Genomic DNA, 26208 nt, shown 5'->3' on the forward strand with positions numbered 1-26208 from the left:
ACGCAAAAAAGGCCGGTGATTCACCGGCCTTTCTTGTATCGCGCGATCAGCTCTTCCTGATTGGGCAAGCCCCAGTCGATGGGTGCCCGCCCCTTTTCAACCAGCCACTCGTTGGTCTGGCGGAAATGACCGCAACCAAAGAAGCCCCGATGGGCGCTCAGTGGAGACGGATGCGGCCCCTGCAGGACGAGGTGCCGGTTCCGATCGATGATCCGCCCCTTCTTCTGGGCATAGCTGCCCCAAAGCAGGAACACCACGCCTTCTCGCTCGGCATTGATGTGCTCGATCACGCGGTCGGTGAAGTGCTCCCAGCCTTTGCCCTGATGGGCGCCCGCCTGGCCCTGCACCACGGTCAGTACGGCATTGAGCAACAACACTCCCTGATCGGCCCAGGGCTGCAAGCAGCCGTGATCCGGTGGATCGATGCCCAGTTCCGCCTGAATTTCCTTGAAGATATTGACCAGTGACGGCGGCGTTTTAACGCCCGGTCGCACACTGAAGCACAGACCATGGGCCTGCCCCGGACCGTGATAGGGATCCTGCCCGAGGATGACCACCGACACCTTGTCGAAAGGGGTCGAATTCAGCGCATTGAAACAGTGCTGACGGGCCGGAAACAGCGTCTTGCCTGCCTGTTCTTCCTGGGCCAGGAAATCAGCCAGCGTTTGCAGGTACGGCTGCTCGAACTCGTTACCGAGACGTTCGAGCCAGCCGCGGTCGGGCTTGAGCTGCTGTCGCAGGGCTTCGGCCGCCGGGTGCATGGACTCAGGCCTTTTCCGGACGCATCGCCGGGAACAGGATCACGTCCCGAATGGACGGCGAGTCGGTCAGCAGCATGGTCAGCCGGTCGATGCCGATCCCTTCGCCGGCCGTCGGCGGCAGGCCGTATTCCAGCGCAGCGACGTAATCCTCGTCGTAGAACATGGCTTCGTCGTCGCCGGCCTCTTTCTCCGCCACCTGCTCGCGGAAACGCTCGGCCTGGTCCTCGGCGTCGTTCAACTCCGAGAAGCCGTTGGCGATCTCGCGACCACCGACGAAGAACTCGAAACGCTCGGTGACGAACGGGTTGGCATCCTTGCGGCGGGCCAGCGGAGACACTTCCGTCGGGTACTCGGTGATGAACGTGGGCTGCATCAGGCGATGCTCGACGGTCTTCTCGAAGATCTCGATCTGGACCTTGCCCAGCCCCCAGCCTTCCTTCAGCGGAATACCCATGTCCGACGCGATGCGACGGGCCGCGTCGGCATCCGCCAGATCTTCGGCCTTAATGTCCGGATTAAACCGCAGGATGGAATCGAATACGGTCAGGCGCTCGAAAGGCTTGCCGAAATCGTATTCCACGGTTTCGGTCTCGCCGTCGGCCAGCAGTCGGGTGTTGGTGACGGTGGTGGTCTGGAGGACTTTCTCGGTCGCTTGCCGCAGCATGGCCTCGGTGTGATCCATCAGGTCGTTATAGTCCGCGTACGCCTGGTAGAACTCCAGCATGGTGAACTCGGGGTTGTGTCGGGTCGACAGCCCCTCGTTACGGAAGTTGCGATTGATCTCGAACACCCGCTCGAAACCGCCCACCACCAGACGCTTGAGATAGAGTTCAGGTGCGATGCGCAGGTACATATCCATGCCCAGCGCATTGTGATGGGTAATGAACGGACGCGCTGTGGCGCCGCCGGGAATCGCCTGCAGCATCGGCGTTTCCACCTCGATGAAGTCACGTTCGGCGAAGTAGTTGCGGATGCTGTTGATGATCTTCGAGCGGGCCTCGAACACCCGGCGCGAATCCTCGTTGACCATCAGGTCGACGTAGCGCTGGCGATAGCGCATCTCGGTGTCGGTCAGGCCCTTGTGCTTTTCAGGCAGCGGACGCAGGGACTTGGTGAGCAGCTTGTACTCATCCATCATCACGTACAGATCGCCCTTGCCGGATTTGCACAGCTTGCCGCGAACCCCGATGACATCGCCCAGATCCCAGTGTTTGGTGTCCTTCTGCACATCCTTGGAGGCATAAACCTGAATCCGGCCACTCACGTCCTGGACCACCTTGAACGCCTTGCGATCAAGCATCAGGCGGCCTGCGATGGCCACTTCCAGACCCAGCTCTTCCAGCTCTTCCTTCGATTTATCGCCGTAGGCCTTCTGCAATTCCGCCGCCGTGCTGTCACGTCGGAAGTCGTTGGGGAAGGCGTTGCCCTGCTCGCGCAATTCAGCCAGCTTGGCACGACGCTCGGCAATGAGCTTGTTGTCGTCCTGCGTTACGGCGTTGGGGGTCTGGTCGGTCATGATCTCTCGCTAGCGTGTTCAGGCCCGGCGGATGACGTCGCCGGGACCGCGGTTGGTTTGCAGATTAAAGGGCCATTTTCAGGCTGGCTTCGATGAACTTGTCGATGTCACCGTCCAGCACGGCCTGGGTGTTGCTGGTTTCCACCTTGGTGCGCAGGTCCTTGACCCGGCTGTCGTCCAGAACGTAGGAGCGAATCTGGCTGCCCCAGCCGATGTCGGACTTGGCGTCTTCCTGCTTCTGCTTCTCGGCGTTGCGCTTCTGCATTTCAAGCTCGAACAGTTTGGCCTTGAGCTGTTTCATCGCCTGGTCTTTGTTCTGGTGCTGGGAACGGCCGGCCTGACAGGCCACGACCGTGTTGGTCGGCAAGTGCGTCAGACGAACCGCGGACTCGGTCCGGTTAACGTGCTGACCACCGGCCCCGGAGGCGCGGTAGACGTCGACCCGCAGATCCGAGGGATTGATCTCGATCTCGAAGCTGTCGTCCACTTCCGGCGATACGAAAACCGAGGAAAACGACGTGTGACGGCGGTTGCCGGAGTCGAACGGGGACTTGCGCACCAGACGATGCACGCCGGTTTCCGTCCGCAGCCAGCCGTAGGCGTACTCGCCCTGGATGTGGATGGTAGCACTCTTGATACCGGCCACTTCCCCTTCCTGCAGCTCGACGATGTCCGCCTTGAAACCCCGGCGCTCGGCCCAGCGCAGGAACATGCGCAGCAGCATGTTGGCCCAATCCTGGGCTTCCGTACCACCGGAGCCGGCCTGGATGTCCAGGTAGGCGTTATTCTCGTCCATTTCGCCGGAAAACATGCGGCGGAATTCGAGCTTTTCCAGGTCTTTGTCCAGCTCCGCCAGATCCGCCTGGACATCGGCACCCGCCTGCTCGTCCTCTTCCTCGGCGGCCATCTGGATCAGATCCTCGGCATCGGACAGCCCGGTGGTGAGCTTGTCGATCGTCGTGACGATCAGCTCCAGGTTAGCGCGCTCCTTGCCCAGGTTCTGGGCCCGTTCCGGATCCTCCCAAACGGCGGGGTTCTCCAGCTCGCGCTCTACTTCGACCAGTCGTTCACTCCGCTGATCGTAGTCAAAGATACCCCCTAAGCGCTTCAGTGCGCTCCCGGAGATCCTTGATGGTATTCAGTATCGGATTGATTTCCATGTAGCATCCATTTGACGAAAAGAATAAATCGGATACATGGCCGGAGGCTCCGGCCAGCCGGGCATTTTACCGGACTTCCGTCCCAAAATCAGCCGGCTCGATGTAGTCCACCAGCAACTGCAACTGCGTGCGCCCGCGGAAAGTGTTGGCGTCCGGCTTGTAAACGATGCGGGCGCCGGTTCGGGTGAAGTCGGGCACATCGGAGCCGGTATTGAACGCGATGCCGTCGATCACATCACCACCGCCCTGTGGACGCAGCACCATCTTGAGGTGCTTCTCGCCCACAATCCGCTGGTTGATGACTTCGAACTCACCATCAAACGCCGGCTCCGGGAAATGCTGCCCCCAGGGGCCCGAGCGTTTCAGCGTGTAGGCCGTATCCAGGTTCAGCTCGTGCGGCGCCAGCGTGCCGTCGGTGGTGATCGACGCCTCCAGCGCGTCGGCCGTGATGGCTTCGCGAACCACCCCGTCAAACGCCGCCGCGAAGGCATCCAATTGATCGGCGCCAATCGACATGCCGGCCGCCATGGCATGACCACCAAACTTTTTCAGCAGGCCCGGATGGCGGGCGTCCACGGCCGCCAGCACATCGCGGATGTGCAGGCCAGGGATCGAGCGCGCCGATCCTTTCAGCAGCTCGCCACCGTCATCCGGTGCAAAAGCGATCACCGGACGATGGGTCTGCTCGCGGATGCGCGCGGCCAGGATCCCGATCACGCCCTGGTGCCAGTCCGGATCGTACAGCGCCAGCCCCCAGGGCAGACCGTCGATATCCAGCGAGAGCGACGCCAGCAGTTCCTGGGCCTGCTCCTTCATGCCGGACTCGATACTGCGGCGCTCGCGGTTCATCTGGTCGAGTTCGGTGGCCAGGCGACGCGCTTCGTCCCGGGAGTCCGCCAGCAGACAGGCGATGCCCAGGCTCATATCGTCCAGCCGGCCTGCCGCATTCAGGCGAGGACCCACTACGAAGCCCAGATCCGTCGCGCTGATCTGGGTATGATCCCGGCCTGCCACGTCAAGCAACGCCAGGATACCGGGTCGTGCTTCGCCCTGGCGGATCCGGCGCAGCCCCTGCTCGACGAAAATGCGGTTGTTGTGGTCCAGCGGTACCACGTCAGCGACCGTGCCAAGGGCGACCAGATCCAGCAGACACCCCAGGTTCGGCCCCTTACCCTCAAGCATGCCCTGTTCCGCCAGATGGCGCCGCAAGGCAGTCAGCACATAGAACATGACGCCAACGCCAGCAGCGTTCTTGCTCAGGAAAGGACAGCCCTTCTGGTTGGGATTGACGATGGCATCCGCATTCGGCAGTTCGTCGGCTGGCAAGTGGTGATCGGTGACCACCACGCGGATACCCCGCTGCACGGCTGCCGCCACACCGTCAACCGCAGCGATGCCGTTGTCTACGGTAATCAACAGATCCGGCAGTGCGCCCTCCTCTTCCAGGCGCTCGATAATGCCCGGCGTCAGGCCATACCCGTCGGAGAAACGACTGGGGACCCGGAAATCCAGGGAAACAGCACCCATCATCTGGAGTCCCAGCATGGCGACGGTGGTGCTGGTAGCGCCATCGGCGTCGAAATCCCCCAGGATCAGGATGCGCTGCTTTTCCCGAATGGCTTCTGCAATCAGCGTGACTGCACGACCGATGCCGCGCAGGTCAAACGGCGACGCCAGCTCCCGCAGGGTGTAGCTCAACTCGGCTTCGGACCGGACTCCGCGCGCCACATAGAGTCGCTTGAGCAGGGGTGGCAGGGCATGGCCCCAGTCGGCTGGCTGGTCCGGCAGGGGACGCCGGACGATTTTGCGTGGCGTCATAGTGTTTTTTCAGACAGTTGAATGCAATGCGGCCCCGACGGGGCCGCACAACGATCAGGCGTGTTTCCAGTGGGAAGCGATGAAGCCCTGGACGGCGTCCAGGTCATCCTCCAGTACAGTGTAACGCTCCTCCCGATCGAACAGATCCGCGAGATGCTGGGGCAGTTCGGGTGTCGCCCCCACGCCCGACTGTTTGACCGCGTCCGGGAATTTGGCCGGATGCGCAGTTCCCAGCGTAATCATCGGCACGGCAGGATCGCGCCGGCAGGTCCGGGCGGCCTTGACGCCGATCGCTGTGTGCGGATCCAGCAGGTATTCGTTGGTCTCGAAGACATCGCGAATGGTATCGCAGGTGCCGGCATCGTCCACGGCGGCACTGTCGAACAGCTTGCGCGCGTTTTTCCAGCGGTAATCCTCGATGCTGACCGGCCCTTGCTGGGCCCGCTCCAGCAGGTCACGCACCGCATCCCCGTCACGACCGTGCAGATCGAAAAGCAGTCGCTCGAAGTTGCTGGAGACCATGATGTCCATGCTGGGCGACAGGGTATGTTCCAGCTGCTGCTGCTCGTAGCGGTTGCCGCTCATGAACCGGTGCAGGATGTCGTTCTGGTTGGTCGCGATAACCAGCTGGCTGATGGGCAGTCCCATTTCCCGCGCCAGATAACCGGCAAAGATATCGCCGAAGTTACCGGTGGGCACCGAGAACGCCATGCTGCGATCCGGACCGCCCAGCGCCAGCGACGCCTGGAAGTAGTAGACGATCTGGGCCATGATCCGCGCCCAGTTGATCGAGTTGACTGCCACCAGCTGGGTCTTGCCGTTGAGGAAAGACTGGTCGCTAAAGCTGGCCTTGACCATGCGTTGACAGTCGTCGAAGTTGCCCTTCACCGCGAGATTGTGGATGTTGTCGCCCTGCACGGTCGTCATCTGGCGACGCTGCACCTCGGACACCCGCTGGTAAGGGTGGAGGATGAAGATGTCCACGTGCTCGCAACGGCGACAGCCCTCAATGGCCGCAGAACCGGTATCGCCGGATGTAGCGCCCATGATGACCACGTGCTGTTTGCGCTTTTCCAGCACATAATCCAGCAAGCGGCCCAGCAGCTGCAGGGCAAAATCCTTGAACGCCAGGGTCGGACCGCGGAACAGCTCCATCACCCATTCATTGCTGTCCAGTTGCACCAGCGGCGCGACGGCCTTGTGGGCGAACTGGCTGTAGGTGTCGTCGAGCATCGCCCGGAAATCGTCTGCGGGAATGGCCTCCTCAACGAATGGGAACATCACCTTGAAGGCCAGCTCGCTGTACGACAGCCCCCGCCAGCTGCGGATTTCTTCCAGGCTGAACTTGGGCAGGGACTCCGGCACGTAGAGGCCACCATCGGTGGCCAGACCGGTCAGCAGAACATCTTCAAACCCCAGGGAAGGCGCGCTACCGCGCGTACTGATATATCTCACGATCAAATCCTGTCTGGGGTGGCGGCGCCCGGCCGGCCACCCGGATTACCAATGGACAGCAGCGCTGTCTCAGTTGAAGTTTTCAGCCCGGATACGAACCACTTTTTCCTGGATGTCGGACAGGGCTTCCAGCTCTTCAATGGCGCGGTTGATCTGCCGCTCCTGCACCGTGTGGGTGAGGATAATCACCGGAATCTTGCCCTCTTCCAGCTCGGATTCCTTCTGCATGATCGACTCGATGTTGATGCCATGTTCACTGAGAACGGAGGCGACTTTCGCCAGTACGCCCGGCCGGTCCAGAGCCTGAATTCGCAGGTAGTAGGCGGACTGGATATCTTCCATCGGCAGCACGTCGAGGTTTTCCAGGGCGCTGGGTTCGAAGCCCAGGTAAGGCACACGCTGCTGGCTTTCGGCGGCAACGCTGCGGGCCACGTCGACGATATCGGCAATCACTGCCGAGGCGGTGGCTTCGTCGCCGGCACCCGGACCGTAGTACATGGTCTGGCCAACGGCATCGCCATCAACCAACACGGCATTCAGCACGCCGTCGACCTGGGCAATCAGGTGGCTCTGGGGCACCAGCGTCGGGTGAACCCGTAATTCGATGCCGTTCTCGCGGCGGCGCGCAATGCCCAGGTGCTTGATGCGATAGCCCAGCAGTTCGGCGTGAGCAATGTCATAGGGGGTGATGCGGGAAATTCCTTCGGTGTAGGCGCGCTCAAACTGCAGCGGCACACCGAATCCAGCCGAGGCCAGGATGGTGAGCTTGTGCGCCGCGTCGATGCCCTCCACGTCGAAGGTGGGGTCGGCTTCGGCGTAGCCTTTGTCCTGAGCTTCACGCAGGACCTCGTCGAACGCTCGTCCGGCCCGCATCTCGGTCAGGATGTAGTTGCCGGTCCCGTTGATGATGCCGGCAATCCAGTCGATGCGATTCCCGGCCATGCCCTCGCGCACCGCCTTGATGACCGGAATGCCGCCGGCGACACCGGCCTCATAGGCAACGATCACGCCGCGCTTGGCTGCGGCTTCAAAAATCTCGTTGCCGTGGACGGCGATCAGCGCCTTGTTGGCCGTGACCACATGCTTGCCGTTTTCAATGGCGGTGAGAACCAGTTCCCGAGCCACGTCGTAACCGCCAATCAGTTCAACCACGATGTCGACATCTTCCGCTTTGGTAATCTCGAAGATGTCGTTGCTGAAAGGAATGTCACCCAGATCAATGTCGTCACGGCGCCGGCGGGACGCCACGCGACTAATTCGAATCGGACTCCCTGCCCGACCGGCAATCAGCTCCGCATTGCGCGTCAACACGTTGTAAGTACCGCCACCGACGGTTCCCAGTCCGCAGATTCCGACTCTGACCTCTTTCAAGCTCACACCCCTGATCCAGATGAATTGCACAGGGGACCACAACACAAACGCGGTCCCAGCGCGGCAGTTTATAACGATTGGCGCCTGAAAAAAACGCTCGCGGCGTTATCCTGTGATTCTGTCGGGATGGGGCCGGGGTCAGAGGATGCCCAGCCCCTTCGCCAGCTGATCGGGCGGAACATAGCCACGTACCATGCGGCCATCTTCCAGTACGATGGCAGGGGTTCCGGTCACGCCGACTTCGCCGCCCAGCCGATACTGTTCGAGCACGGGATTGTCGCAGGTTTTCGAGGGCACGGCATTGCCCGCCTTGGCATTATCCATGGCGGCCTTGGGGTCGTCGGAGCACCAGACCGAAACGTACTTGCGGAACGACGGCGTGTTGGGCCCGGTCCGCGGATACCCCAGGTAATGCACGGCTATCCCCAATTCGTTGAGGCGGGGAACGTCTTTATGCAGCTTGCGGCAGTAAGGGCAGTCGATATCAGTGAACACATAGATATTGGCCTTGGCCTGCCCCTTGGGCGAGAAGTTGATCATCTCGTCCCGATCCACATCGGCGATAAGCTTGGCACGGCTCTGAGCCCGGGACTTCTCCGTCACGTTGTCGAGGCCGCCCTGCTGACTCACGTGATAGAGATCGCCCACGAAGAAATACTGACCGTCTGCGGTCGAGTAGATCATGTCTGGATTGTTCGTGGACACCGCGTAGAAGCCATCAATGTCCGATGGCGCCACACCCTGGACCTGAAGCCCCGGAATAGCGGTTTCAAGACGCTGCGTGATCGCAGCCTCCACATCGCCGGAGGCGGTCTTTTCTGACGCCAGGGCAACGGGGGCAGCGGCCAGGCCGGCCAGTGCAAACAAGCAGACCGCCAGAATACGGCCCTGAATAAACTGTCTCATGAAGCCTCTTTAAAGGTCATTGGCACATCGAAGTCGTGGACAACAATACCCGCTGAAAGTTCGGGGCACCAGCCTCGTTTACACGATCAACCGCGGGGGTGATGTTCGCCGTGCAGGTCTTGCAGTCGCTGACGGGCCACGTGCGTATAGATTTGGGTGGTGGACAGGTCGGCATGCCCCAGCAGCATCTGCACCACCCGCAGATCGGCGCCGTGGTTCAGCAAGTGGGTCGCAAAGGCATGGCGCAGGGTATGGGGCGAGAGCTTCTTATTAATACCGGCGCGACGGGCGTACAGCTTGATCCGGTGCCAGAAGGTCTGCCGGGTCATGGCCTGGGCGCGATTTCCGGGAAACAGGGCATCGGCCGGACGCTGCCGCAACAGCTCGCCCCGTGCTTCCCGCATATAACGGGACAGCCAGTCGAGCGCCTCCTCCCCCATCGGCACCAGTCGCTCCTTGTCCCCTTTGCCGGTGATCCGGACTACGCCCTGGCGCAGATTCACCTGGTCCACGGTAAGATTGACCAGTTCGGACACGCGCAACCCGCAGCCGTAGAGAATTTCCAGCATCGCACGGTCACGCAGCTCGATTGGCACCGTCGGGTCGGGCTCGGTTAGTAGCTGCTCCACATCCTGTTCCGACAGGGTATCCGGCAGGCGCTTGGGCTGGTTCGGACTATCGATACGGAGGGTGGGGTCTTCGGCGATGATCCCTTCGCGCAACAGGAACCGATAGAAGCGGCGCAGTCCGGACAGGCGTCGAGCGGCCGTCGAGGCCCGCGTTCCCGCCGCCATGCCCTCCGAGATCCAGGCCAGAAGATTGATCCGGCTGGCGTCCCGCAACAACGGCTGGTCCGGTTGCTGATCCAGCCACAGAGACAACCGGGTCAGATCTCCCAGGTAGGCCTCCCGGGTCCGCTCCCCCAGACCGAACTCAAGCCAGAGCGCATCATTGAAACGCCGCATCAACGCCTGATTTTCTTCACGACACGTCGTCATGGACAGCCACCCCGAAACGCAAAAAGGCAGCCCCGCAAGGCTGCCTTTTCATTGCTCACAACAATCACGCCACAAGGGCAGTGACGCTTAGTTGAGCTTTTCCTTGATGCGTGCTGCCTTGCCAGACAGTTCGCGCAGGTAGTACAGCTTGGCCTGACGAACGTCACCGCGACGCTTCACGGAAACGCTGTCGATCAGCTTACTGAACGTCTGGAAAGTACGCTCAACACCGACGCCGTAAGACACCTTGCGTACGGTGAAGGACGAGTTGAGGCCGCGATTGCGCTTGCCGATAACCACGCCTTCGAAAGCCTGCAGACGTTCACGGTTACCTTCGGTCACACGGACCTGAACCACGACGGTGTCGCCCGGACCAAACTCCGGGATTTCCCGGGTCATCTGCTCCGTTTCAATCTGACTGATGATGTTGTTCTTGCCGCTCATCGTTAACTCCTGAATACCCAATCTATCAATGCCCTGATGACCCAAAGGCACCCGGTTCGTTCAAAGCCTGCTCCAGCAGCTCTCGCTCTTCATCGGAAAGCTGCCGCTTTTCCAGCAAATCGGGGCGCCTCTCCCAGGTCCGCTTCAGCGACTGTTTCAGCCGCCAGCGCCGGATCTGCTCGTGATGCCCGCCAAGGAGGACCTCCGGCACCCGCTGCCCCTCATAAACCTCGGGACGGGTGTAATGCGGACAGTCCAACAATCCATCGGCAAACGAGTCCTGTTCTGCCGACTGCGCATGGCCCAGTGCACCCGGAATGAAGCGGGTTACCGCATCAATCACGGCCATTGCAGCCAGCTCTCCCCCGGACAGGACAAAATCCCCCAGGGACACTTCGCGATCGACCTCTTCCGAGATCAAGCGCTCGTCAACCCCCTCGTAGCGCCCGGCGACAAGAACCAGTCGCTCGTCGCCCGCAAGCTCTTCAACCAAAATCTGGTTGAGCGGCTCACCCTGGGGCGACAAATAAACCACCGTTGCATCACCGCCCGCCGCCGTTTTTGCAGCGTGGATGGCGTCCCGCAAGGGCTGGATTTTCATCAACATGCCCGGGCCGCCACCGTAGGGGCGATCATCCACCGTCCGGTGACGGTCGTGCGTAAAATCCCTTGGATTCCAGCGCTCCACCGTCAGCAGCCCATCACGAACCGCGCGGCCGGTCACACCGTATTCCAGCACGGCATCGAACATGTCCGGAAACAGACTGACTGCGCCGATCCACACCGATCAGAACTCCGGGTCCCAATCCGCAACCAGCAATCCCGAATCCAGATCAATCCGCTGGACGACCTGGTCAGGCAGATACGGTATCAACCGTTCCCGGTTGTCGATCGAATCTTTGGTCGGCCGCACAACGATAACGTCGTTGGCGCCGGTCTCCATCAGATTCTTGACCGCACCCAGGCACTCGCCACCGGGCGTCTCGACGCGCAGCCCTTCCAATTGGTGCCAGTAGTATTCACCGGCCGGAAGGTCCGGCAACTCGTCCAGCGGGACGGTGATGTCGAGACCACAGTACGACCGGGCAACTTCCCGATCGTCGACGCCCTTGAGCCGGACAACAATGCCGGGCCCATGGCGCTTGCCTTCGGCTACTTCAAGGCTGATCCGTTTTCCCGCCTGGATTGCATGCCAGTGACGGTAATTGAGGATGCCTTCCATGGGATCCGTGTAGGAATAGACTTTCACCCATCCCTTGACCCCGAAAACCGAGGTAATGCGGCCGATCACAGTTTCCTGCGATTGTTCTGCCATACATAAGCCCCGGTTCGTAAAACGTAATGCCAGCGAATTACTGTGCTGCCGCTTCCTTCAGAAGCTTGGCAACGCGATCGCTGGTTTGCGCGCCCTGGCCAACCCAGTGCTGAACGCGCTCCTGGTTAACACGCAGACGCTCTTCGCCGCCGCGGGCAACCGGGTTAAAGAAACCGACACGCTCAATGAAACGACCGTTACGTGCGTTACGGCTGTCAGTGACTGTCAGATGGTAGAACGGGCGCTTCTTGGAGCCACCACGAGCCAAACGGATAGTTACCATTTCGACCAATATCCTGTTCTGTTGATACGAACGTTGTCCTGTTCGCGCCGGCAATATCAGCCCATGGCGCGAAGACCCATACTCGAAAGGGGCGCTATTCTATGCTAATTCCCGGCCAATGAAAACAGCTAAACGCTGCCTTTTTCGCCGGATCGGATCGTGGTTTTCACTGAGGTGCGATCCGGCTCACCGGCAAAGCGATATCAGCGACCGAACGGCGGCATCCCGCCGCCACCGCCACCCGGCGGCATCATACCCTGCATGCCGCGCATCATATTGGCCATGCCGCCTTTCTTGCCGAGCTTCTTCATCATCTTGGACATCTGCTTGTGCTGCTTGAGCAGGCGGTTGACGTCCTGAATCTGCGTGCCGGACCCCGTCGCGATGCGGCGCTTGCGGGAGTTATTGATAACATCGGGGTTGCGCCGTTCTTTCGACGTCATGGAGCAGATAATGGCTTCCAACTGCCCCATGCTCTTGTCGTTCACCTGCTGCTCTGCCATCTGGGCCATATTGCCCATGCCAGGCAGCTTATCCAGCAGACCGCCGACACCGCCCATGCTCTTCATCTGCTGCAGCTGATCGCGGAAATCTTCCAAGTCGAAGCTCTTGCCCTTCTTGATCTTGCGGGTGAGCTTGTCCGCCTTCGCCTTGTCGATCTTGCGTTCCGCTTCCTCGATCAGCGACAGCACGTCGCCCATACCCAGGATGCGTGACGCCACCCGATCCGGATGGAACGATTCCAGCGCCTCGGTCTTTTCGCCGACACCCAGGAACTTCACCGGTTTACCGGTAATGTGACGCACGGACAGCGCTGCACCGCCACGGGCATCGCCATCGGTCTTGGTCAGCACGACACCGGTCAGCTCCAGCGCGTCGTTGAACGCTTTGGCCGTGTTGGCCGCATCCTGACCGGTCATGGCATCGACCACGAACAAGGTCTCGACCGGCTTGACCGCTTTCTGCAGACGACCGATTTCACCCATCATCTGCTCATCCACGTGCAGACGACCGGCGGTATCCAGAATCACGACATCGATGTGCTTTTTGCGGGCCGCATCAATCGCGCCCTCAGCAATGGCAACCGGATCCTGGTCGGTGGAACTGGGAAAGAATTCAGCCTCTACCTCCCCGGCCAGGGTTTCCAGTTGCTGGATTGCGGCCGGGCGATAGATATCGGCACTGACCACCATCACCGACTTCTTGCGACGCTCCTGAAGATGGCGCGCCAGCTTGGCCACAGTCGTGGTTTTACCGGCACCCTGCAGACCCGCCATCATGACCACGGCTGGCGGCTGGGTGGCGAGATTGAGGTCTTCGTTGGCCGAGCCCATGACCCGGACCAGCTCGTCCTGGACCACTTTGATGAACACCTGGCCCGGTGTCAGGCTTCGCTTGACCTCGGTCCCCACGGCACGGCGACGCACGTCCGCAATGAAGTCCTTCACCACCGGCAGGGCCACGTCGGCTTCCAGCAGCGCTTTGCGCACTTCGCGCAGGGTGTCCTTTATATTGTCATCAGTCAGCTTCGCCTTGCCCTGAATTTTGCGCAGGCTACCTGACAGGCGATCGGTAAGATTCTCAAACATGGTGACTCGGCATTCTCTGTGAATAGCGCGTGAATACGAAACAGGCCCGATTTACAGCATGTTGCGGGCCGTCAAAGATTGATTCCAGTTGCACAATCGGCACATTATAACCAGACTGTCGCTCTCAGACGAACCAGCCAACGATAAACGGACTAACCAGAACACGCCATGGGCACCCTCATCCTCGCGGTAACGACACTCTTCCTTTATAGCGTGGGCACTGCCATGCAGACCCTCGTCTTCCGCGGAAGGATCAAGCCCAATCGCGGCCTGACGTCATTGATCGGCGTTCTGGCCCTGGTCAGCCACGGCGCCCTGATCTGGGATCGCATCCCGGAAACCAGCACCATTAATATGGGTCTGTTTCCGGCCTCCCTGCTCATCTCCTGGTTCGTGGTGCTGCTGTTGCTGATTCTCAACAGCCGCAAGCCGATGCAGATCCTGTTCCTGGCCGCCTACCCCCTGGCCGCGCTGACCGTCGTTTTTATGTTGCTGTTCCACTCGCCGCCGCATTACGTATCACAAAGCAACTGGGGCATGCTGGCGCATATCGCACTGGCAATCACCGCCTACAGCCTGTTCACCCTGGCGGCCATCCAGGCCTTTCTGGTCAACCTGCAGAACCGCCAGCTCAAGCGGAACTATAACAGCCTGCTGATCCGTAACCTACCGCCGCTACTGACCATGGAATCGCTGCTCTTCGAACTGCTCTGGGCCGGCGTCATCGTATTGACCCTCGCCATCATCACCGGGGCCCTGTTCATTCACAACATGTTCGACCAGAACCTGGCCCATAAAAGCCTGTTTTCCATCATGTCCTGGTTTGTCTTCACCGGACTATTGATCGGCCACTACACCCAGGGCTGGCGTGGTCAGACGGCCAGTCGCTGGACCCTCGCCGGCTGCGCACTGCTGATGATCAGCTACTACGGCAGCAAATTCGCCCTGGCGTTCATCTTCCACCAGCAATGATCGGCACGAGCGGCGGAATGACGCAGCACAACGCTTGACACCCCGCGCCGCAACTTCCTATCTTCACCTTTCTTATCGTCAGCAATAAAAGGATCCCCCTGCTTGAACGAGGCACCGCTTTCGGCGCTGTTCATCCTCCTCGCCGCCCTCATCGTCATGTCCGCGTTTTTCTCCAGTTCGGAAACCGGCATGATGACGCTCAACCGATACCGCCTGAAGCACCTGGCCAAGACCGGACACCGCGGCGCCAAGCTTGCCAACAAGCTTTTGCAGCGGACGGACCATCTGATCGGGGTCATCCTGATCGGCAACAACTTCGTCAACATTTTCGCATCGTCGATTGCGACGGTCATCGCCATCCGCCTCTGGGGCGATGCCGGGATCGCCATCGCCACCGTATTGCTGACTGTGGTTATCCTGATTTTTGCGGAAGTCACCCCAAAGACCCTTGCCGCCCTCTTCCCGGAGCGCATCGCCTTCCCGGCAAGCTATGTGCTCCGGCCGCTGCTGAAGATCCTCTACCCGTTCGTGTGGCTGGTTAATCTGTTCACCGGCGCGATCCTGAGACTTCTGCGAATCTCTGCCAAAGACGCCTCCAGCGACCACCTCAGCCGTGAAGAACTGCGCACCCTGGTCAACGAAGCCGGCGCGCTGATTCCGCGCAAGCACAAAGACATGCTGGTCAGCATCCTGGACCTGGAGAAGGTCACGGTGAACGACATCATGGTACCGCGCAACGAAGTGGTGGGGATCGACCTGGACGACGACCTGGAAACCATCCTGCGCCAGATGCGCAGCAGCCAGCACACACGCCTGCCAGTGTTCAAGGGCGACATCAACAACATCCAGGGCATGCTGCACCTGCGCAACCTGTCCAAGCTGCTGATGCAGGACGACATCAACAAGGCCATGCTGATGCAACTGTGCCGGGAACCCTACTTCATTCCCGAAAGCACCCCGCTGCACCTGCAGCTGATCAACTTCCAGAAGGCCAAGCGGCGCATTGGCGTGGTGGTGGACGAGTACGGCGACGTATTGGGCATCGCCACGCTGGAAGACATCCTTGAGGAAATCGTCGGTGACTTCACCACCGACTACGCCGCCACCAGCCCCGACCTGATTCCGCAGGACGATGGCACCTACATCATTGATGGCTCGGCCCACATCCGCACCATCAACAAGACCCTTGGCTGGAAATTGCCGACCGATGGCCCCAAAACCCTGAACGGCCTGATCACGGAAACCCTGGAAACCATCCCGGAGAACAACGTCTGCCTGACGGTCAAAGGCATTCGCATCGAGGTCCTGCAGATCAAGGATAACGTGGTCAAGGCGGCGACGGTCCACCCACCCCTGCGCCGCCAGAAGCAACGCGCCTGATCATCTCGGCCGCATTAGTCCGCCAGCGCATAAGAAAAACCGTTTTTGGACGATTAAAATTTAAGCGTTTGCTTGACCGCTCGAACGCCCACTCGGACACTGAACCCATGCTGTGTCGCCGGACAGCCTTCCAATCCGGCAACATGGCGCACCGGGCATGGAAGCGCACCGGATTTGAGCGACGACAGGCATCCACAATGGCCCGGACTGCCCCTGCTTCAGGGCGGTCTGCTCGTCGTTGTGATGTTATATTTTGTTAATGTCTCAGCACGTCCATACACTTTGAGAGGGTTTGTGTTTATTCTCAAAGAACGTGCATGAAGTGATAGCGATTCCGAATAACACCGTACAGGCACCCAGTGCCAGAATAACGATAACGATAAGGAAAGTTCCGCTCGGTCATGTATCCGGTTGAGGCGTAGCAAGGAGTTGGCCATGAACAAGCAGTCCGGCATACATTATCTCCACGAGCACAAGGGCCCGGGGAGCACTGCTGGCTTGCCCAAAGAAATCAGCAAGATACGGGATACCGTCGTGGCCGGTCTGGGTGACCTGCTGCAGGGCGCCTTCGACGCCGTGGACGACTCCCTGTTCGAGCTGGCCAACAACGCGCGCAGCAACAACGAGCAAAATCGCTACTTTGAAGCGATGCGGGAAATCCGCATCAAGCGCAAAGGCGTCGAGAAACACTTCCAGTCCGCCGTCGGCCAACTGTTTGTGACACCGCCGCGGAGCGCCGCCCCGGAAGTGGTCGATCACAGCGCCACGACCGCCGATACCCTGTCCCTGGTCCAGAACGACGAACTGGAAGAACAGGTGGCGATGAACGCCATGATTTCCAAGGCGCGCGCTTACTTTCAGGGCCCCCTGCTCCAGCTTCAGACCCGTTTCAGCTCGGTCTACCCCAACGCCACGGACGATGACCCCGTCAATCCGATGGCGCCCGAGCACCTGTGCAGCGCCTTTGTTGAGGCGGCCCAGGCACTGGAGATCCAGATTCGTGAGCGCCTGATCGTCCTCAAGCAGTTCGATCGCTACGTCGTCTCCAATCTCGGTATGCTGCTGGACGAAGCCAACCGGATCCTGATCCAGGCCGGCGTGATCCCCAATTTCCGTTATCACGGCAAGGCCAGCCAGACGGCCCAGAAGCCGGCTGACAGCAGTACCGAGAAATCAGCGCCGGCGCCGTCGGTCGAGGCGGAAAACGAGGGCGTCGATCGCGGCGCAGCGATCTTCGAGCAGATCCGCGATCTGCTGGCCCAGCAACGCAGCCATGGCGGGCAACCGCGCGCAGCCAACCCGAACGTCCATGTGCTCGGCGGCGCCGAGCTCTATCAGATACTGACACAGCTGCCCCAATCCGCGGATGTCCAGGCCAGCGACAACCTGAGCCGCGGCGAGCCGGTCGTCGTTGACCTGCACTCCATCGTCGAAAACCTGCTACAGCAGCAAAAGACCAGCGACGGCAAACCGGCAGCCCTCAACGAAAGTGACGAGGATCTGATCAACCTCGTCTCGATGCTGTTTGAATTTATCCTGGACGACTACAACCTGTCGGCGCCGATACAGGTGCTCATCAGTCGCCTGCAAATCCCGATTCTCAAAGTCGTCATCAAGGATAAGAGCTTCTTCAGCCGAGCCACGCATCCGGCCCGCAAGTTGCTCAACTCTCTCGCTCGTGCCGGTATCGGCTGGAGCGAAAGTGACGAGAAGACCCGGGACAAACTTTACGAACAGATTCATAACATCGTGTTGCGCATCCTGAACGAATTTGACGGAGACATCAGCCTGTTCGAACAGCTGAATGAAGAGTTCGACCAGTTCCTCGCCAAGGAAAACCGCAAAGCGACGCTGGTGGAACAGCGTACCCGAGAGTCCGAGCGGGGTCGCATCAAGTCACAGAAGGCCCAGGAGACCGTGGACAACCTGCTCCAGGAACGCCTGAACAAACATCAGGTTCCCGATACGATCCACAACATCCTGACCAACGGCTGGAGCCGCGTCATGTTCCTGGCCTATCTCCGCGACGATGTGGAGCATCGCTGGAACCAGTCGGTGCGAGTGGTTGATGACCTGATCTGGTGCCTGCATCCGCATCTCGAAGATGACGAACGGGATCAGTGGGTGCGCGTCGTGCCCGGGCTGCTCAAATCATTGCGCGCCGGACTGGAGGAAGTGTCCTACAATTCCGCGGGCCTCGACACCATGATGCGGGACCTAAAGCACGAACTGACCGAAGCCTTCCGGGCCCATGCCCTTGCCGAGGCCCAGGAAAGCAGCGCCCGCAGCGTGCCGCCAACCCCGACCAGAGCAGAAGAGCCGGAGACCGATGCCGACGGCCCGCCGACAGCGATCCAGCGTCAGCAGGAAATCGAAGACGCCGCCACGGCCGAGTACGTCAGCAAGATCGATGCGATCGACATCGGTCACTGGGTGGAATTCAACCTGGTCAACGGAGCCCGGTTCCGCTGTAAACTCTCGGCGATCATCGAAGAGGCAGACTGCTTTGTCTTCGTGAATCGGATGGGCCTGAAAGTCATCGAGAAAACCCGCATCGACCTGGCCCATGAAATGCGCCGCGGACGGTTAACCGTGCTCGAACAGGGCGCATTGATTGACCGGGCTCTCGATGCGGTGGTCGGCAGCTTGCGGCGCAATACCGGATAGGATAGTGTCCCCTGCAGTTGTTCGTTGATGCAGGAGCGCCATGCCGTTGCGCGGTCAATCCAATGCCCAGCCGGTGTCTGTCCGACTGGCCCTGACGCTGTCACTGGCTCTCCTGCTCCATACCCTGATCCTGGCCGCGGTGGTCCATTGGCTACGCCAGCAACCCGACAAACCGCCCGCGGCGATTCACTTTACCCTGCTTGATCCCGGCGACACGCCCAGCAAAGCCAGCACGCCCAGCGCTTCGGCGGCGCCGTCAGCGTCAACGTCCGCCGACCAGCCACCGAAACCGCCCCGGGAAGCCAAAGAACCCATTGTCACCCGGCAAGGCAAGCAGCCACGTGCTGAGACGCAACCCGAATCGACAGCCAACCGCCAGCCGACACACACGGTAGCGCCAGCATCGACTCAACAGACACAAAGTAGCACCAGCAACGCACGCGCGAGCGCCGCCAGCCCGGCGTCAGTGGCCAGCCAGGAAAGCGGCGCCGGCACGCCCGAGACCGCCCGGCAACCGGTCACACCGGATAAGCACACCCAAATTACACAGCGAAGGGCGGAACAGGATCCCTACGTGGCCCTGCTCTGGCAGCATATCAGCGAGGAACTGGACCACCGGCCCGTCCGCTCCATTCACGAGCTCAAACGGATACGCACGGTGCGACTGGAACTGGTCCTGATGGACAACGGGACACTCAGGCAGGTTGAAACCATCGAAAGTTCCGGGAAGCGGGAGTTGGACAGGGCCGCGGTGCAGAGCGCTCTCGCGGCGAGCCCCTACCCCGAACCGCCGGAATCGGCTCGGGATCAGGGTTTTCGATTTCAGGTGGAACTGCGCTTCTCGCCACGCAGCCCCTGATCAGCCTTCGGCGTCTTCCTGCTTGGCAGAGGCCGCCTTCACCATTTCGGCCAGCTCGCCGTTCTCGGACATTTCCAGCACGATATCGCAGCCGCCAACCAGCTCACCGTTGATGTAAAGCTGTGGGTAAGTCGGCCAGTTGGAGTAGACCTTCAGCGCCTCGCGCAACTCCTGGTTGTCGAGGATATTCACGTACGCAAACCGCTCGCCACAGGCCATCAGCGCCTGCACTGTGCGCGCCGAGAAGCCGCACTGCGGTTGCTGGGGAGAGCCCTTCATGTACAGGATAATCGGGTTGTCCTGGAGCTGGCTCTTGATGGTTTCGTTAATATCCATAGTCAGAATCTACCTCGTGGTCTTGCCGGCGATCGCCGGGAATCACCGTTCATTGGATTAGCGCCATTGTACACGGCTGCAAAAACCCTGGCCATGCGGGCCACCGCCCTGTGACATCGGGCTGCAGGCTTGCATTGTCAACATCCGGAATTACCGATACTATGTCTTGCCTGCTTTACAGCAGGCTCTCTGATCACAGTTCCTGTACGCTCAGCTTACCGGCGCGGACCAACCGCTCGCCGGCGTTTCCTATTTCTCTGAGCCCAGGAATTCCCTGAATCATCCCCGTCGCTGCCCTTCCCGGGCTGCTGTCGCGGGCATTCAGCGGTTACCCGGTTTATCCTGTGTCAGCGGGCCTTTATCCAGAACACCCTTGATGGGGAGAGGCTATGGCGGATCAGCCGCTGCTTAACACCTACGGGCGACTGCCAATCGTCTTCGATCACGGCCAGGGGCCGTGGCTCTACGACGAGGAGGGCAACCGGTACCTGGATACCTTTTGCGGTATTGCAGTGACCGGACTTGGCCACGCGCACCCAACGGTCACCCAGGCCATCCAGGAGCAGGCCGCGCGCCTGATGCACTGCTCCAACCTGTTCCACAGTACCACTCAACAAACACTCGCCCGCAAGCTGTGCGACATCTCCGGCATGGACGGCGTTTTCTTCGCCAATTCCGGCGCCGAGGCCAACGAGTGCGCCATCAAACTGGCCCGGCTGTATGGCCACAACCGCGGTATTCATTCACCGGCGATCATCGTCATGGATCGCTCCTTCCACGGACGCACTCTCGCCACCCTGACAGCCACCGGCAACCGCAGGGTCCAGGCCGGCTTCGAGCCGCTGGTCAGCGGTTTCGTGCGGGCGCCGTTCAACGATCTCGACGCCTTTGATGCCATCGCCCGCTCCAACCCGAACGTGGTGGCGGTGCTGGTGGAGCCGGTGCAGGGCGAAGGGGGTGTCAACGTGGCCGATCCGATCTGGCTGCAAGGCATTCGCGAAGTCTGTGACCATCATGGCTGGCTGATGATGCTGGATGAGATCCAGACCGGCAACGGGCGCAGCGGCCACCATTTCGCCTACCAGGCCTACGGCGTCACGCCGGATGTGGTCACGCTCGCCAAGGGTCTGGGCAACGGCTTCCCCATCGGCGCCTGCCTGGCACGGGGAGACGCCGCCCGGACCTTCCAGCCCGGCCACCATGGCTCCACCTTCGGCGGCAACCCTCTGGCCTGTGCAGCGGCCATGGCGGTGATCGAAACCCTCGAAAAAGACAATCTACTGGCTCGGGCCCGGTCACTGGCCGAGCGCATGCGCTCGCGGCTGGAAGCCGCCTTCGATGGTGCGGACTATGTCCGTGACATTCGCGGCCTGGGCTTGATGATCGGCATCGAACTGACGTCCCCCTGCGCCGAACTGGTCCCCCTGGCCAAGACCCAGGGACTGCTGCTGAACGTCACTGCCGATCGGGTCATTCGCCTGCTGCCGCCGCTGACCCTGACTGACGACGAAGCCGATACGATGATCGATCAGGTTATCCGTATCCTGCGCCTGTACGCTGGCGATGACCGTGACTTGCCGCGCCACGGGCAACCCCAGCCTCCGAAAACCCCCTGATTTTCCCAAGTATGGATGACACGCATGGCCGTTAGACATTTTCTGACCCTATTGGATTTTTCTCCCGCTGAACTGGACCAGCTCATCGACAATGCCATTGCCCTGAAGAAGAGCTGGCGTGCCGGTGATGTGCGCGACTCCCTGAAGAACCGCGTGCTGGCGATGATTTTCGAGAAATCCTCCACCCGCACCCGCGTTTCCTTCGAAGCCGGCATGGTGCAGCTGGGCGGCTCGGCCCTGTTCCTGTCCCCGCGCGACACCCAACTGGGTCGTGGCGAACCCATCGAGGACACCGCCCGGGTGATTTCCAGCATGTCGGATGCCGTCATGATCCGGACCTTCGAACACAATAAAATCGAGCGCTTTGCCAGCGTGTCTGCCAAACCGGTCATCAACGCCCTGACCGACGACTTTCACCCCTGCCAGTTGCTGGCCGACATGCAGGCGTATCGCGAACACCGGGGTAGCGTCAAGGGCGCCACGGTCGCCTGGATCGGTGACGGCAACAACATGTGCGCCTCCTACATCAACGCCGCACAACAGTTCGATTTCCACCTGAACATCGCCTGTCCCGAGGGCTACGAGCCCGACCGCACCCTGCTTGAAGAGAACGCCGACCGCGTCAGTATCGTTCGCGAGCCCGAGGAAGCGGTACGCGATGCCCACCTGATCGTCACCGACGTCTGGGCCTCCATGGGCCAGGAAGAAGAACAGGCGGCCCGGGCCCGGGCGTTTGCCCCCTACCAGGTCAGCCCGGCCCTGATGGCACAAGCCGACCGGGAAGCGGTGTTCATGCATTGCCTGCCAGCCCATCGGGGCGAGGAAGTATCCGAAGACATGCTTGACCATCCCAGCGCCATTGTCTGGGATGAGGCCGAAAACCGGTTGCACGCCCAGAAGGCGCTGCTCGAGTTCCTGATACTGGGTGCCTGAGTTGAGCGCACAGTCAGCGCCCCGCCCGGAAGAGGGCTGGCTGCTCGAGGTTGACGACCTGGCCTGCGGCTACAGCGGCAATCCGGTGGTGAGCCAGATCAGCCTGTCCCTGGGCCAGGGCGATATCGGCTGCCTGCTGGGTCCGAGCGGCTGCGGCAAGAGCACCATCCTGCGCGCTATTGCCGGCTTTCTGCCCCTGCAGTCGGGGCGCATCAGCCTGGCCGGACAGGTCATCAGCGTGCCAGGCAAAGCGGTCCCGCCGGAGAAACGTCGCATCGGCATGGTGTTCCAGGATTACGCGTTGTTTCCGCACCTGACCGTCGCCGACAACATTGCCTTCGGCCTCAAGGGCCTGGATCGCGCGGAACGCCAGCAGAAAATCCGGGAGCTGCTCGACCTGGTGCACCTGCAGGACCTGGCCGACGAACACCCGCACGCCCTGTCAGGTGGCCAGCAGCAGCGAGTCGCCCTGGCCCGGGCACTGGCACCGGAACCCACCCTGATCCTTCTGGACGAACCCTTTTCCAACCTGGACGCCGACCTGCGTCGACGCCTCAGCCTGGATGTGCGGGATATCCTGAAAACCCTCGGCATCAGCGCCATCCTGGTCACTCACGACCAGCAGGAAGCCTTTGCCATGTGCGATCAGGTGGCGGTGCTGAAAGACGGCCACATCCAGCAGTGGGACGTGCCCTACAACCTGTATCACGAGCCGGCCAACCGTTTTGTGGCCGGTTTTGTGGGACAGGGCGGATTCATCAAGGGAAAGTCACTGGGGCCGGACAGCATAGAGTCGGAACTGGGCGTGATCCGGGGTAATCGGGCCTACACCTGGCCGCCGGGGACGCTGGTGGATGTCCTGATTCGCCCGGACGATATCGTCTACGACCCCGACTCGCCGTTGAAGCCTAAAGTCATCGAGAAGACATTTGCCGGCACCTCGACTCTCTACCGCTTTCGGCTGTCCGCCGAGACGGAGTTTGAAGCGCTGTTCCGCAGCCATCTGGATTTTCGGCTGGGCGAACCGGTTCCCGTGCGAGTAGCGGCGGACCATTTGATCGCCTTCGAACGCACCTGAAAAACCCGGGCAGGCCGAGAAAATGCGGAGCCGTAACGGCCAGACATAAAAAAAGGGGCCAAAAATGGCCCCTCTAAAAATGACGAATGAAACAAGGAAAGTTCGTAAGAACTACAACCTCAAGTAGTCATCCCTTACGTTTTTCATCCTAGGCCGGCCGGAACAAGGCGTCAGTGGTGCTTGTGTAGCGGTTTGTTACAACACGTGTGCCGGTGCGACACGGTTCACATCACCATTGATCAATGGCTGTTTTCGCCCTGTCGGCGAGGCCACACCAGACTGAACGCAGCGCCGCCCATATCCGCACTGCGGGTCACAAAAGCCTGGCCGCCGTGCCAGTAGAGAATACGCCGTACGATGGACAGCCCCAGTCCATAGCCACCGGAGGTGCGAGTACGGCTGTCGTCAAGACGGGCAAAGGCCGTGAAGACCTTTTCCCAATCGCTCTCCGGGATCCCGGGACCGTCATCCTCCACGTCAATGCGGCAGTTCTGCTCATCGAACTGACAACGAACCCGCACCTTGCCCGCAGCATAGCGCCCGGCATTGCCCACCAGATTCTGCAGGGCCCGATGGATGTAACGCGGCTCCACGTCCGACAGGGCCCAGGATTCGCTGTCACCCACGAACTCCGCACTGAACTGCATGGCCGGTCGCAGTCGCTGCTGCTCGTCCACCACCTGCCGAGCGATGTCCGCCACGTTGGCTTCCTGCAGGTTCATGATGGGCCCGCCCTGCTCCAGCCGGGCGTAGGTGAGGATCTCGTCGATCAGCTCGTCCAGCTCCTGGATATCGCTGTCGATGCCGGTCAGCTGCTTTTCCCGGGACGCTTCGTCCGGGCAGTCTTCAATCATCTGCACGCCGAACCGGATTCGCGCTACCGGCGTGCGCAGTTCGTGGGACACGGCGTGAATCATTTCCCGCTGGACTTCCACCAGACGCTGGATGTGTTCGGCCATGCTGTTGAAGGTTCGACCCAGGCGGCGTACCAGCAGGCCGCGTCGCGGGTCGACCCGGGCGTTAAGCTCACCCCGGGCGATGCGCACGGCAACGGACTCCACCGCCCGCAGGTTCTGGTCCACGTCCCGCAGCAACAGGTACAGGAAGATGCCGGCGATGGCCGCCGCCACACAGAACACCAGCAGGATGACCGACCAGGCCAGGGCGTGAAACGGCTCGGGCATATCCATGCGCACCACGGCCCCATCGTTCAACCGCAGGTAGACCCGCGCCGCGTCCGATTTATCCAACTGGACGAAGGCCAGTCCCCGTTCCACCAGTCGCTCCAGCGTCGGTCCGCCGGGAATATCCGAGGCTCCTGTGACCGGCTCGATGGCCACATTCAGTTCATCAGACAGGCTGTCCATGCCCGCTGAGCGGTCCCGGGGCAGCAGGCCATTGAGATGGGTCAGGACCAGCAGGGCCGTCGCTTCACTGACGTCCCGATAGAGGTCGCGAAAGGTCACGTCGATGATGTCACCGGAGTTGGCCAGGCGCCGCACTCGCACTCCCAGTCCCTCGGTCGACGTCACGACCTGGCCGTAGGACAAACGCTCTTCGTCCACCGGATCGAGCGTCATCTGCCCGACCGGCTCCAGGCGCAGACCGTACAGCGCATCCAGCCACGGGTAACTCATCTGGGGGTGTGGGGAAACGGCGAGCCAGTCCATCAGCGGGGTGGCGAAGTGCTCCTGCCAATCGCGCTCACGGACCGAATTCACTCCGGAGTATAGCCCGGCAGACAGGGCCAGGATGACGAGCGCCACCAGCAGGAGGCGGCCGAACATATTCAGGAAGGGTACTAGGGGCATAGGGCCTTTCCGATGAACGCAACGTCGGACCGGATCAGGCCGGACAGCTTCCGCCGTTGCGATGGATCAGACAGAGATGGTCCCGTCAGGCTTCCTTGACGAACAGATAGCCCTTGCTGCGTACCGTCTTGATGCGACGCGGGTGTACCGGGTCGTCACCGATTTTCGGTCGGATACGGGAAACGCGCACGTCGATGGACCGGTCCTGGCCATCGTATTCAATGCCGCGCAGCGCGGTAAAGATTTCTTCCCGGCTCAGGACGCGGCCGGCGCTGGATGCCAGCAGCCACAGCAGATCGAATTCAGCGCTGGTGAGGTCGATGCTCTCGTTGTTGAGCCAGGCCTCGCGCATGGAACGATCGACCACCAGGTCGTTGAACTCCAGTCGTACCGGTTCTTCGGTGGACTTGGGTTCGGCTTCGCTCTCGCTCTTGTCGTTGACCCGGCGCAGCAGCGCCCGGATACGCGCCAGCAACACCCGGGGTCGCACCGGTTTGGAGATGTAATCGTCGGCGCCCATCTCCAGACCCAGAACCTGGTCCAGATCGTCGGTACGCGCCGTCAACATGAGGATCGGTCCGGTGTAGAACGGGCGCACCCGCCTGCAGATCGAGAGGCCATCCTCTCCCGGAAGCATCAGGTCAAGGACGATAATGTCCGGCTCTTCCCGGCGGATACGCTCGACGGCATTGGCTCCGTTTTCCTCAACAGACACCGTCAGACCGTTGCTTTCCAAATATTCCCGCGTTAGATCCGCCAGGCGCTTGTCATCCTCAACAATGAGAACTCTACAACTCTCGTTAGCTTGTTCCACGCCATCCATCTCTGATTTTGTTTTTCCGTTTACCGTCGATTGCCGCCGTCGGGTTCCGGCCCGTTCCGGGGTGCATTGCACCGGCCCTGCCGAGGAGGCCGGAAACCACTGAGGTTGTCACCGCGG

At 60.9% G+C, this 26208-nt stretch carries 23 protein-coding genes; 7 read left to right on the forward strand and 16 right to left on the reverse strand.

The genetic code is table 11. The features are described from left to right. Nucleotides 1-20: 20 nt before the first annotated feature. The 13 genes from ung to ffh all read right to left on the reverse strand — a co-directional run bounded on the left by ung (nucleotide 21) and on the right by ffh (nucleotide 13616). Entirely contained in the window at nucleotides 21-761 is a 741-nt protein-coding gene (gene ung, locus J3364_RS18290) for a uracil-DNA glycosylase (RefSeq protein ID WP_203142515.1), read from the reverse strand. Between the two features lie 4 nt (nucleotides 762-765). Continuing rightward, nucleotides 766-2277 carry a lysine--tRNA ligase gene (gene lysS / locus J3364_RS18295; RefSeq protein WP_123635836.1) on the reverse strand — a complete coding sequence of 504 codons (1512 nt, stop codon included), beginning with the start codon at nucleotides 2275-2277 and terminating at the stop codon, nucleotides 766-768. A gap of 64 nt (nucleotides 2278-2341) precedes the next feature. Further along, nucleotides 2342-3437 (reverse strand): peptide chain release factor 2 gene (prfB, locus tag J3364_RS18300; protein WP_349559638.1). Its coding sequence is split into 2 segments (ribosomal slippage): nucleotides 2342-3373 and nucleotides 3375-3437, totalling 1095 coding nucleotides; the frame shifts between segments, so codons are not numbered across the junction. A 66-nt stretch (nucleotides 3438-3503) separates the two neighbouring features. Next, a complete protein-coding gene (gene recJ / locus J3364_RS18305; protein WP_349559639.1) occupies nucleotides 3504-5255 on the reverse strand; it encodes a single-stranded-DNA-specific exonuclease RecJ in 1752 nt (583 codons plus the stop codon). 54 nt (nucleotides 5256-5309) lie between these two features. Then, nucleotides 5310-6710, reverse strand: a complete 1401-nt coding sequence (thrC, locus tag J3364_RS18310) for a threonine synthase (RefSeq protein ID WP_349559640.1) — start codon at nucleotides 6708-6710, stop codon at nucleotides 5310-5312. A gap of 69 nt (nucleotides 6711-6779) precedes the next feature. Next, a complete protein-coding gene (locus tag J3364_RS18315; protein WP_349559641.1) occupies nucleotides 6780-8081 on the reverse strand; it encodes a homoserine dehydrogenase in 1302 nt (433 codons plus the stop codon). Between the two features lie 138 nt (nucleotides 8082-8219). Continuing rightward, nucleotides 8220-8987, reverse strand: coding sequence for a DsbC family protein (locus J3364_RS18320; protein WP_349559642.1), 768 nt, complete (start codon nucleotides 8985-8987; stop codon nucleotides 8220-8222). An 86-nt stretch (nucleotides 8988-9073) separates the two neighbouring features. After that, nucleotides 9074-9985, reverse strand: coding sequence for a site-specific tyrosine recombinase XerD (gene xerD, locus J3364_RS18325; protein WP_349559643.1), 912 nt, complete (start codon nucleotides 9983-9985; stop codon nucleotides 9074-9076). Nucleotides 9986-10072: 87 nt separating this feature from the next. Then, entirely contained in the window at nucleotides 10073-10429 is a 357-nt protein-coding gene (gene rplS, locus J3364_RS18330; protein WP_123635843.1) for a 50S ribosomal protein L19, read from the reverse strand. 25 nt (nucleotides 10430-10454) lie between these two features. After that, nucleotides 10455-11213, reverse strand: a complete 759-nt coding sequence (trmD, locus tag J3364_RS18335; protein ID WP_349559644.1) for a tRNA (guanosine(37)-N1)-methyltransferase TrmD — start codon at nucleotides 11211-11213, stop codon at nucleotides 10455-10457. A 3-nt stretch (nucleotides 11214-11216) separates the two neighbouring features. After that, a complete protein-coding gene (gene rimM, locus J3364_RS18340) occupies nucleotides 11217-11744 on the reverse strand; it encodes a ribosome maturation factor RimM (RefSeq protein WP_123635845.1) in 528 nt (175 codons plus the stop codon). Nucleotides 11745-11781: 37 nt separating this feature from the next. Next, nucleotides 11782-12027 carry a 30S ribosomal protein S16 gene (gene rpsP, locus J3364_RS18345; RefSeq protein WP_123635846.1) on the reverse strand — a complete coding sequence of 82 codons (246 nt, stop codon included), beginning with the start codon at nucleotides 12025-12027 and terminating at the stop codon, nucleotides 11782-11784. 203 nt (nucleotides 12028-12230) lie between these two features. Then, nucleotides 12231-13616 (reverse strand): signal recognition particle protein, encoded by a 1386-nt coding sequence (gene ffh, locus J3364_RS18350; RefSeq protein WP_123635847.1) that lies wholly within the window; start codon nucleotides 13614-13616, stop codon nucleotides 12231-12233. A gap of 168 nt (nucleotides 13617-13784) precedes the next feature. On the opposite strand from ffh, the gene J3364_RS18355 reads away from it, so the two are divergent. From J3364_RS18355 to J3364_RS18370, 4 genes are all read left to right on the forward strand, one after another. Then, complete coding sequence (locus J3364_RS18355) at nucleotides 13785-14588, forward strand: cytochrome C assembly family protein (RefSeq protein ID WP_123635848.1); 804 nt, start codon at nucleotides 13785-13787, stop codon at nucleotides 14586-14588. A gap of 102 nt (nucleotides 14589-14690) precedes the next feature. Further along, a complete protein-coding gene (locus J3364_RS18360) occupies nucleotides 14691-15968 on the forward strand; it encodes an HlyC/CorC family transporter (RefSeq protein ID WP_123635849.1) in 1278 nt (425 codons plus the stop codon). 435 nt (nucleotides 15969-16403) lie between these two features. Beyond that, complete coding sequence (locus J3364_RS18365; RefSeq protein WP_349559645.1) at nucleotides 16404-18635, forward strand: DUF1631 domain-containing protein; 2232 nt, start codon at nucleotides 16404-16406, stop codon at nucleotides 18633-18635. A 40-nt stretch (nucleotides 18636-18675) separates the two neighbouring features. Continuing rightward, nucleotides 18676-19494 (forward strand): energy transducer TonB family protein, encoded by an 819-nt coding sequence (locus J3364_RS18370; protein WP_349559646.1) that lies wholly within the window; start codon nucleotides 18676-18678, stop codon nucleotides 19492-19494. Here the strand turns inward: J3364_RS18370 and grxD are convergent, their stop codons facing one another. Then, nucleotides 19495-19830 (reverse strand): Grx4 family monothiol glutaredoxin, encoded by a 336-nt coding sequence (grxD, locus tag J3364_RS18375; RefSeq protein WP_123635852.1) that lies wholly within the window; start codon nucleotides 19828-19830, stop codon nucleotides 19495-19497. 389 nt (nucleotides 19831-20219) lie between these two features. On the opposite strand from grxD, the gene J3364_RS18380 reads away from it, so the two are divergent. Genes J3364_RS18380 through J3364_RS18390 form a run of 3 tightly spaced genes read left to right on the forward strand, consistent with a single transcriptional unit; the run spans nucleotide 20220 to nucleotide 23457 of the window. After that, complete coding sequence (locus J3364_RS18380) at nucleotides 20220-21446, forward strand: aspartate aminotransferase family protein (protein ID WP_349559647.1); 1227 nt, start codon at nucleotides 20220-20222, stop codon at nucleotides 21444-21446. Nucleotides 21447-21470: 24 nt separating this feature from the next. Then, entirely contained in the window at nucleotides 21471-22379 is a 909-nt protein-coding gene (gene argF, locus J3364_RS18385) for an ornithine carbamoyltransferase (protein WP_349559648.1), read from the forward strand. 1 nt (nucleotide 22380) lies between these two features. Then, nucleotides 22381-23457, forward strand: coding sequence for an ABC transporter ATP-binding protein (locus J3364_RS18390; protein WP_349559649.1), 1077 nt, complete (start codon nucleotides 22381-22383; stop codon nucleotides 23455-23457). Nucleotides 23458-23696: 239 nt separating this feature from the next. Here J3364_RS18390 and J3364_RS18395 read toward each other — a convergent pair whose 3' ends face one another. Beyond that, the gene (locus J3364_RS18395; protein WP_349559650.1) at nucleotides 23697-25268 is read right to left on the reverse strand and encodes an ATP-binding protein; all 1572 of its coding nucleotides are present in this window, start codon (nucleotides 25266-25268) and stop codon (nucleotides 23697-23699) included. Nucleotides 25269-25353: 85 nt separating this feature from the next. After that, nucleotides 25354-26091, reverse strand: a complete 738-nt coding sequence (locus J3364_RS18400) for a response regulator (RefSeq protein ID WP_123635721.1) — start codon at nucleotides 26089-26091, stop codon at nucleotides 25354-25356. Nucleotides 26092-26208 lie beyond the last annotated feature (117 nt).

The organism is Marinobacter sp. NFXS9 (genome assembly GCF_040148665.1).
GTDB lineage: Bacteria > Pseudomonadota > Gammaproteobacteria > Pseudomonadales > Oleiphilaceae > Marinobacter_A > Marinobacter_A mangrovi.

What these genes read in the sequence shown, in the direction of transcription:
- xerD (WP_349559643.1), bottom strand. Translation starts at nt 9,985, where the DNA reads ATGACGACGTGTCGTGAAGAAAATCAGGCGTTGATGCGGCGTTTCAAT.
- ffh (WP_123635847.1), bottom strand. Translation starts at nt 13,616, where the DNA reads ATGTTTGAGAATCTTACCGATCGCCTGTCAGGTAGCCTGCGCAAAATT.
- grxD (WP_123635852.1), bottom strand. Translation starts at nt 19,830, where the DNA reads ATGGATATTAACGAAACCATCAAGAGCCAGCTCCAGGACAACCCGATT.
- J3364_RS18355 (WP_123635848.1), top strand. Translation starts at nt 13,785, where the DNA reads ATGGGCACCCTCATCCTCGCGGTAACGACACTCTTCCTTTATAGCGTG.
- ung (WP_203142515.1), bottom strand. Translation starts at nt 761, where the DNA reads ATGCACCCGGCGGCCGAAGCCCTGCGACAGCAGCTCAAGCCCGACCGC.
- J3364_RS18365 (WP_349559645.1), top strand. Translation starts at nt 16,404, where the DNA reads ATGAACAAGCAGTCCGGCATACATTATCTCCACGAGCACAAGGGCCCG.
- rplS (WP_123635843.1), bottom strand. Translation starts at nt 10,429, where the DNA reads ATGAGCGGCAAGAACAACATCATCAGTCAGATTGAAACGGAGCAGATG.
- J3364_RS18400 (WP_123635721.1), bottom strand. Translation starts at nt 26,091, where the DNA reads ATGGATGGCGTGGAACAAGCTAACGAGAGTTGTAGAGTTCTCATTGTT.
- J3364_RS18370 (WP_349559646.1), top strand. Translation starts at nt 18,676, where the DNA reads ATGCCGTTGCGCGGTCAATCCAATGCCCAGCCGGTGTCTGTCCGACTG.
- J3364_RS18320 (WP_349559642.1), bottom strand. Translation starts at nt 8,987, where the DNA reads ATGAGACAGTTTATTCAGGGCCGTATTCTGGCGGTCTGCTTGTTTGCA.
- J3364_RS18380 (WP_349559647.1), top strand. Translation starts at nt 20,220, where the DNA reads ATGGCGGATCAGCCGCTGCTTAACACCTACGGGCGACTGCCAATCGTC.
- J3364_RS18395 (WP_349559650.1), bottom strand. Translation starts at nt 25,268, where the DNA reads ATGCCCCTAGTACCCTTCCTGAATATGTTCGGCCGCCTCCTGCTGGTG.
- lysS (WP_123635836.1), bottom strand. Translation starts at nt 2,277, where the DNA reads ATGACCGACCAGACCCCCAACGCCGTAACGCAGGACGACAACAAGCTC.
- rimM (WP_123635845.1), bottom strand. Translation starts at nt 11,744, where the DNA reads ATGGCAGAACAATCGCAGGAAACTGTGATCGGCCGCATTACCTCGGTT.
- recJ (WP_349559639.1), bottom strand. Translation starts at nt 5,255, where the DNA reads ATGACGCCACGCAAAATCGTCCGGCGTCCCCTGCCGGACCAGCCAGCC.
- rpsP (WP_123635846.1), bottom strand. Translation starts at nt 12,027, where the DNA reads ATGGTAACTATCCGTTTGGCTCGTGGTGGCTCCAAGAAGCGCCCGTTC.
- argF (WP_349559648.1), top strand. Translation starts at nt 21,471, where the DNA reads ATGGCCGTTAGACATTTTCTGACCCTATTGGATTTTTCTCCCGCTGAA.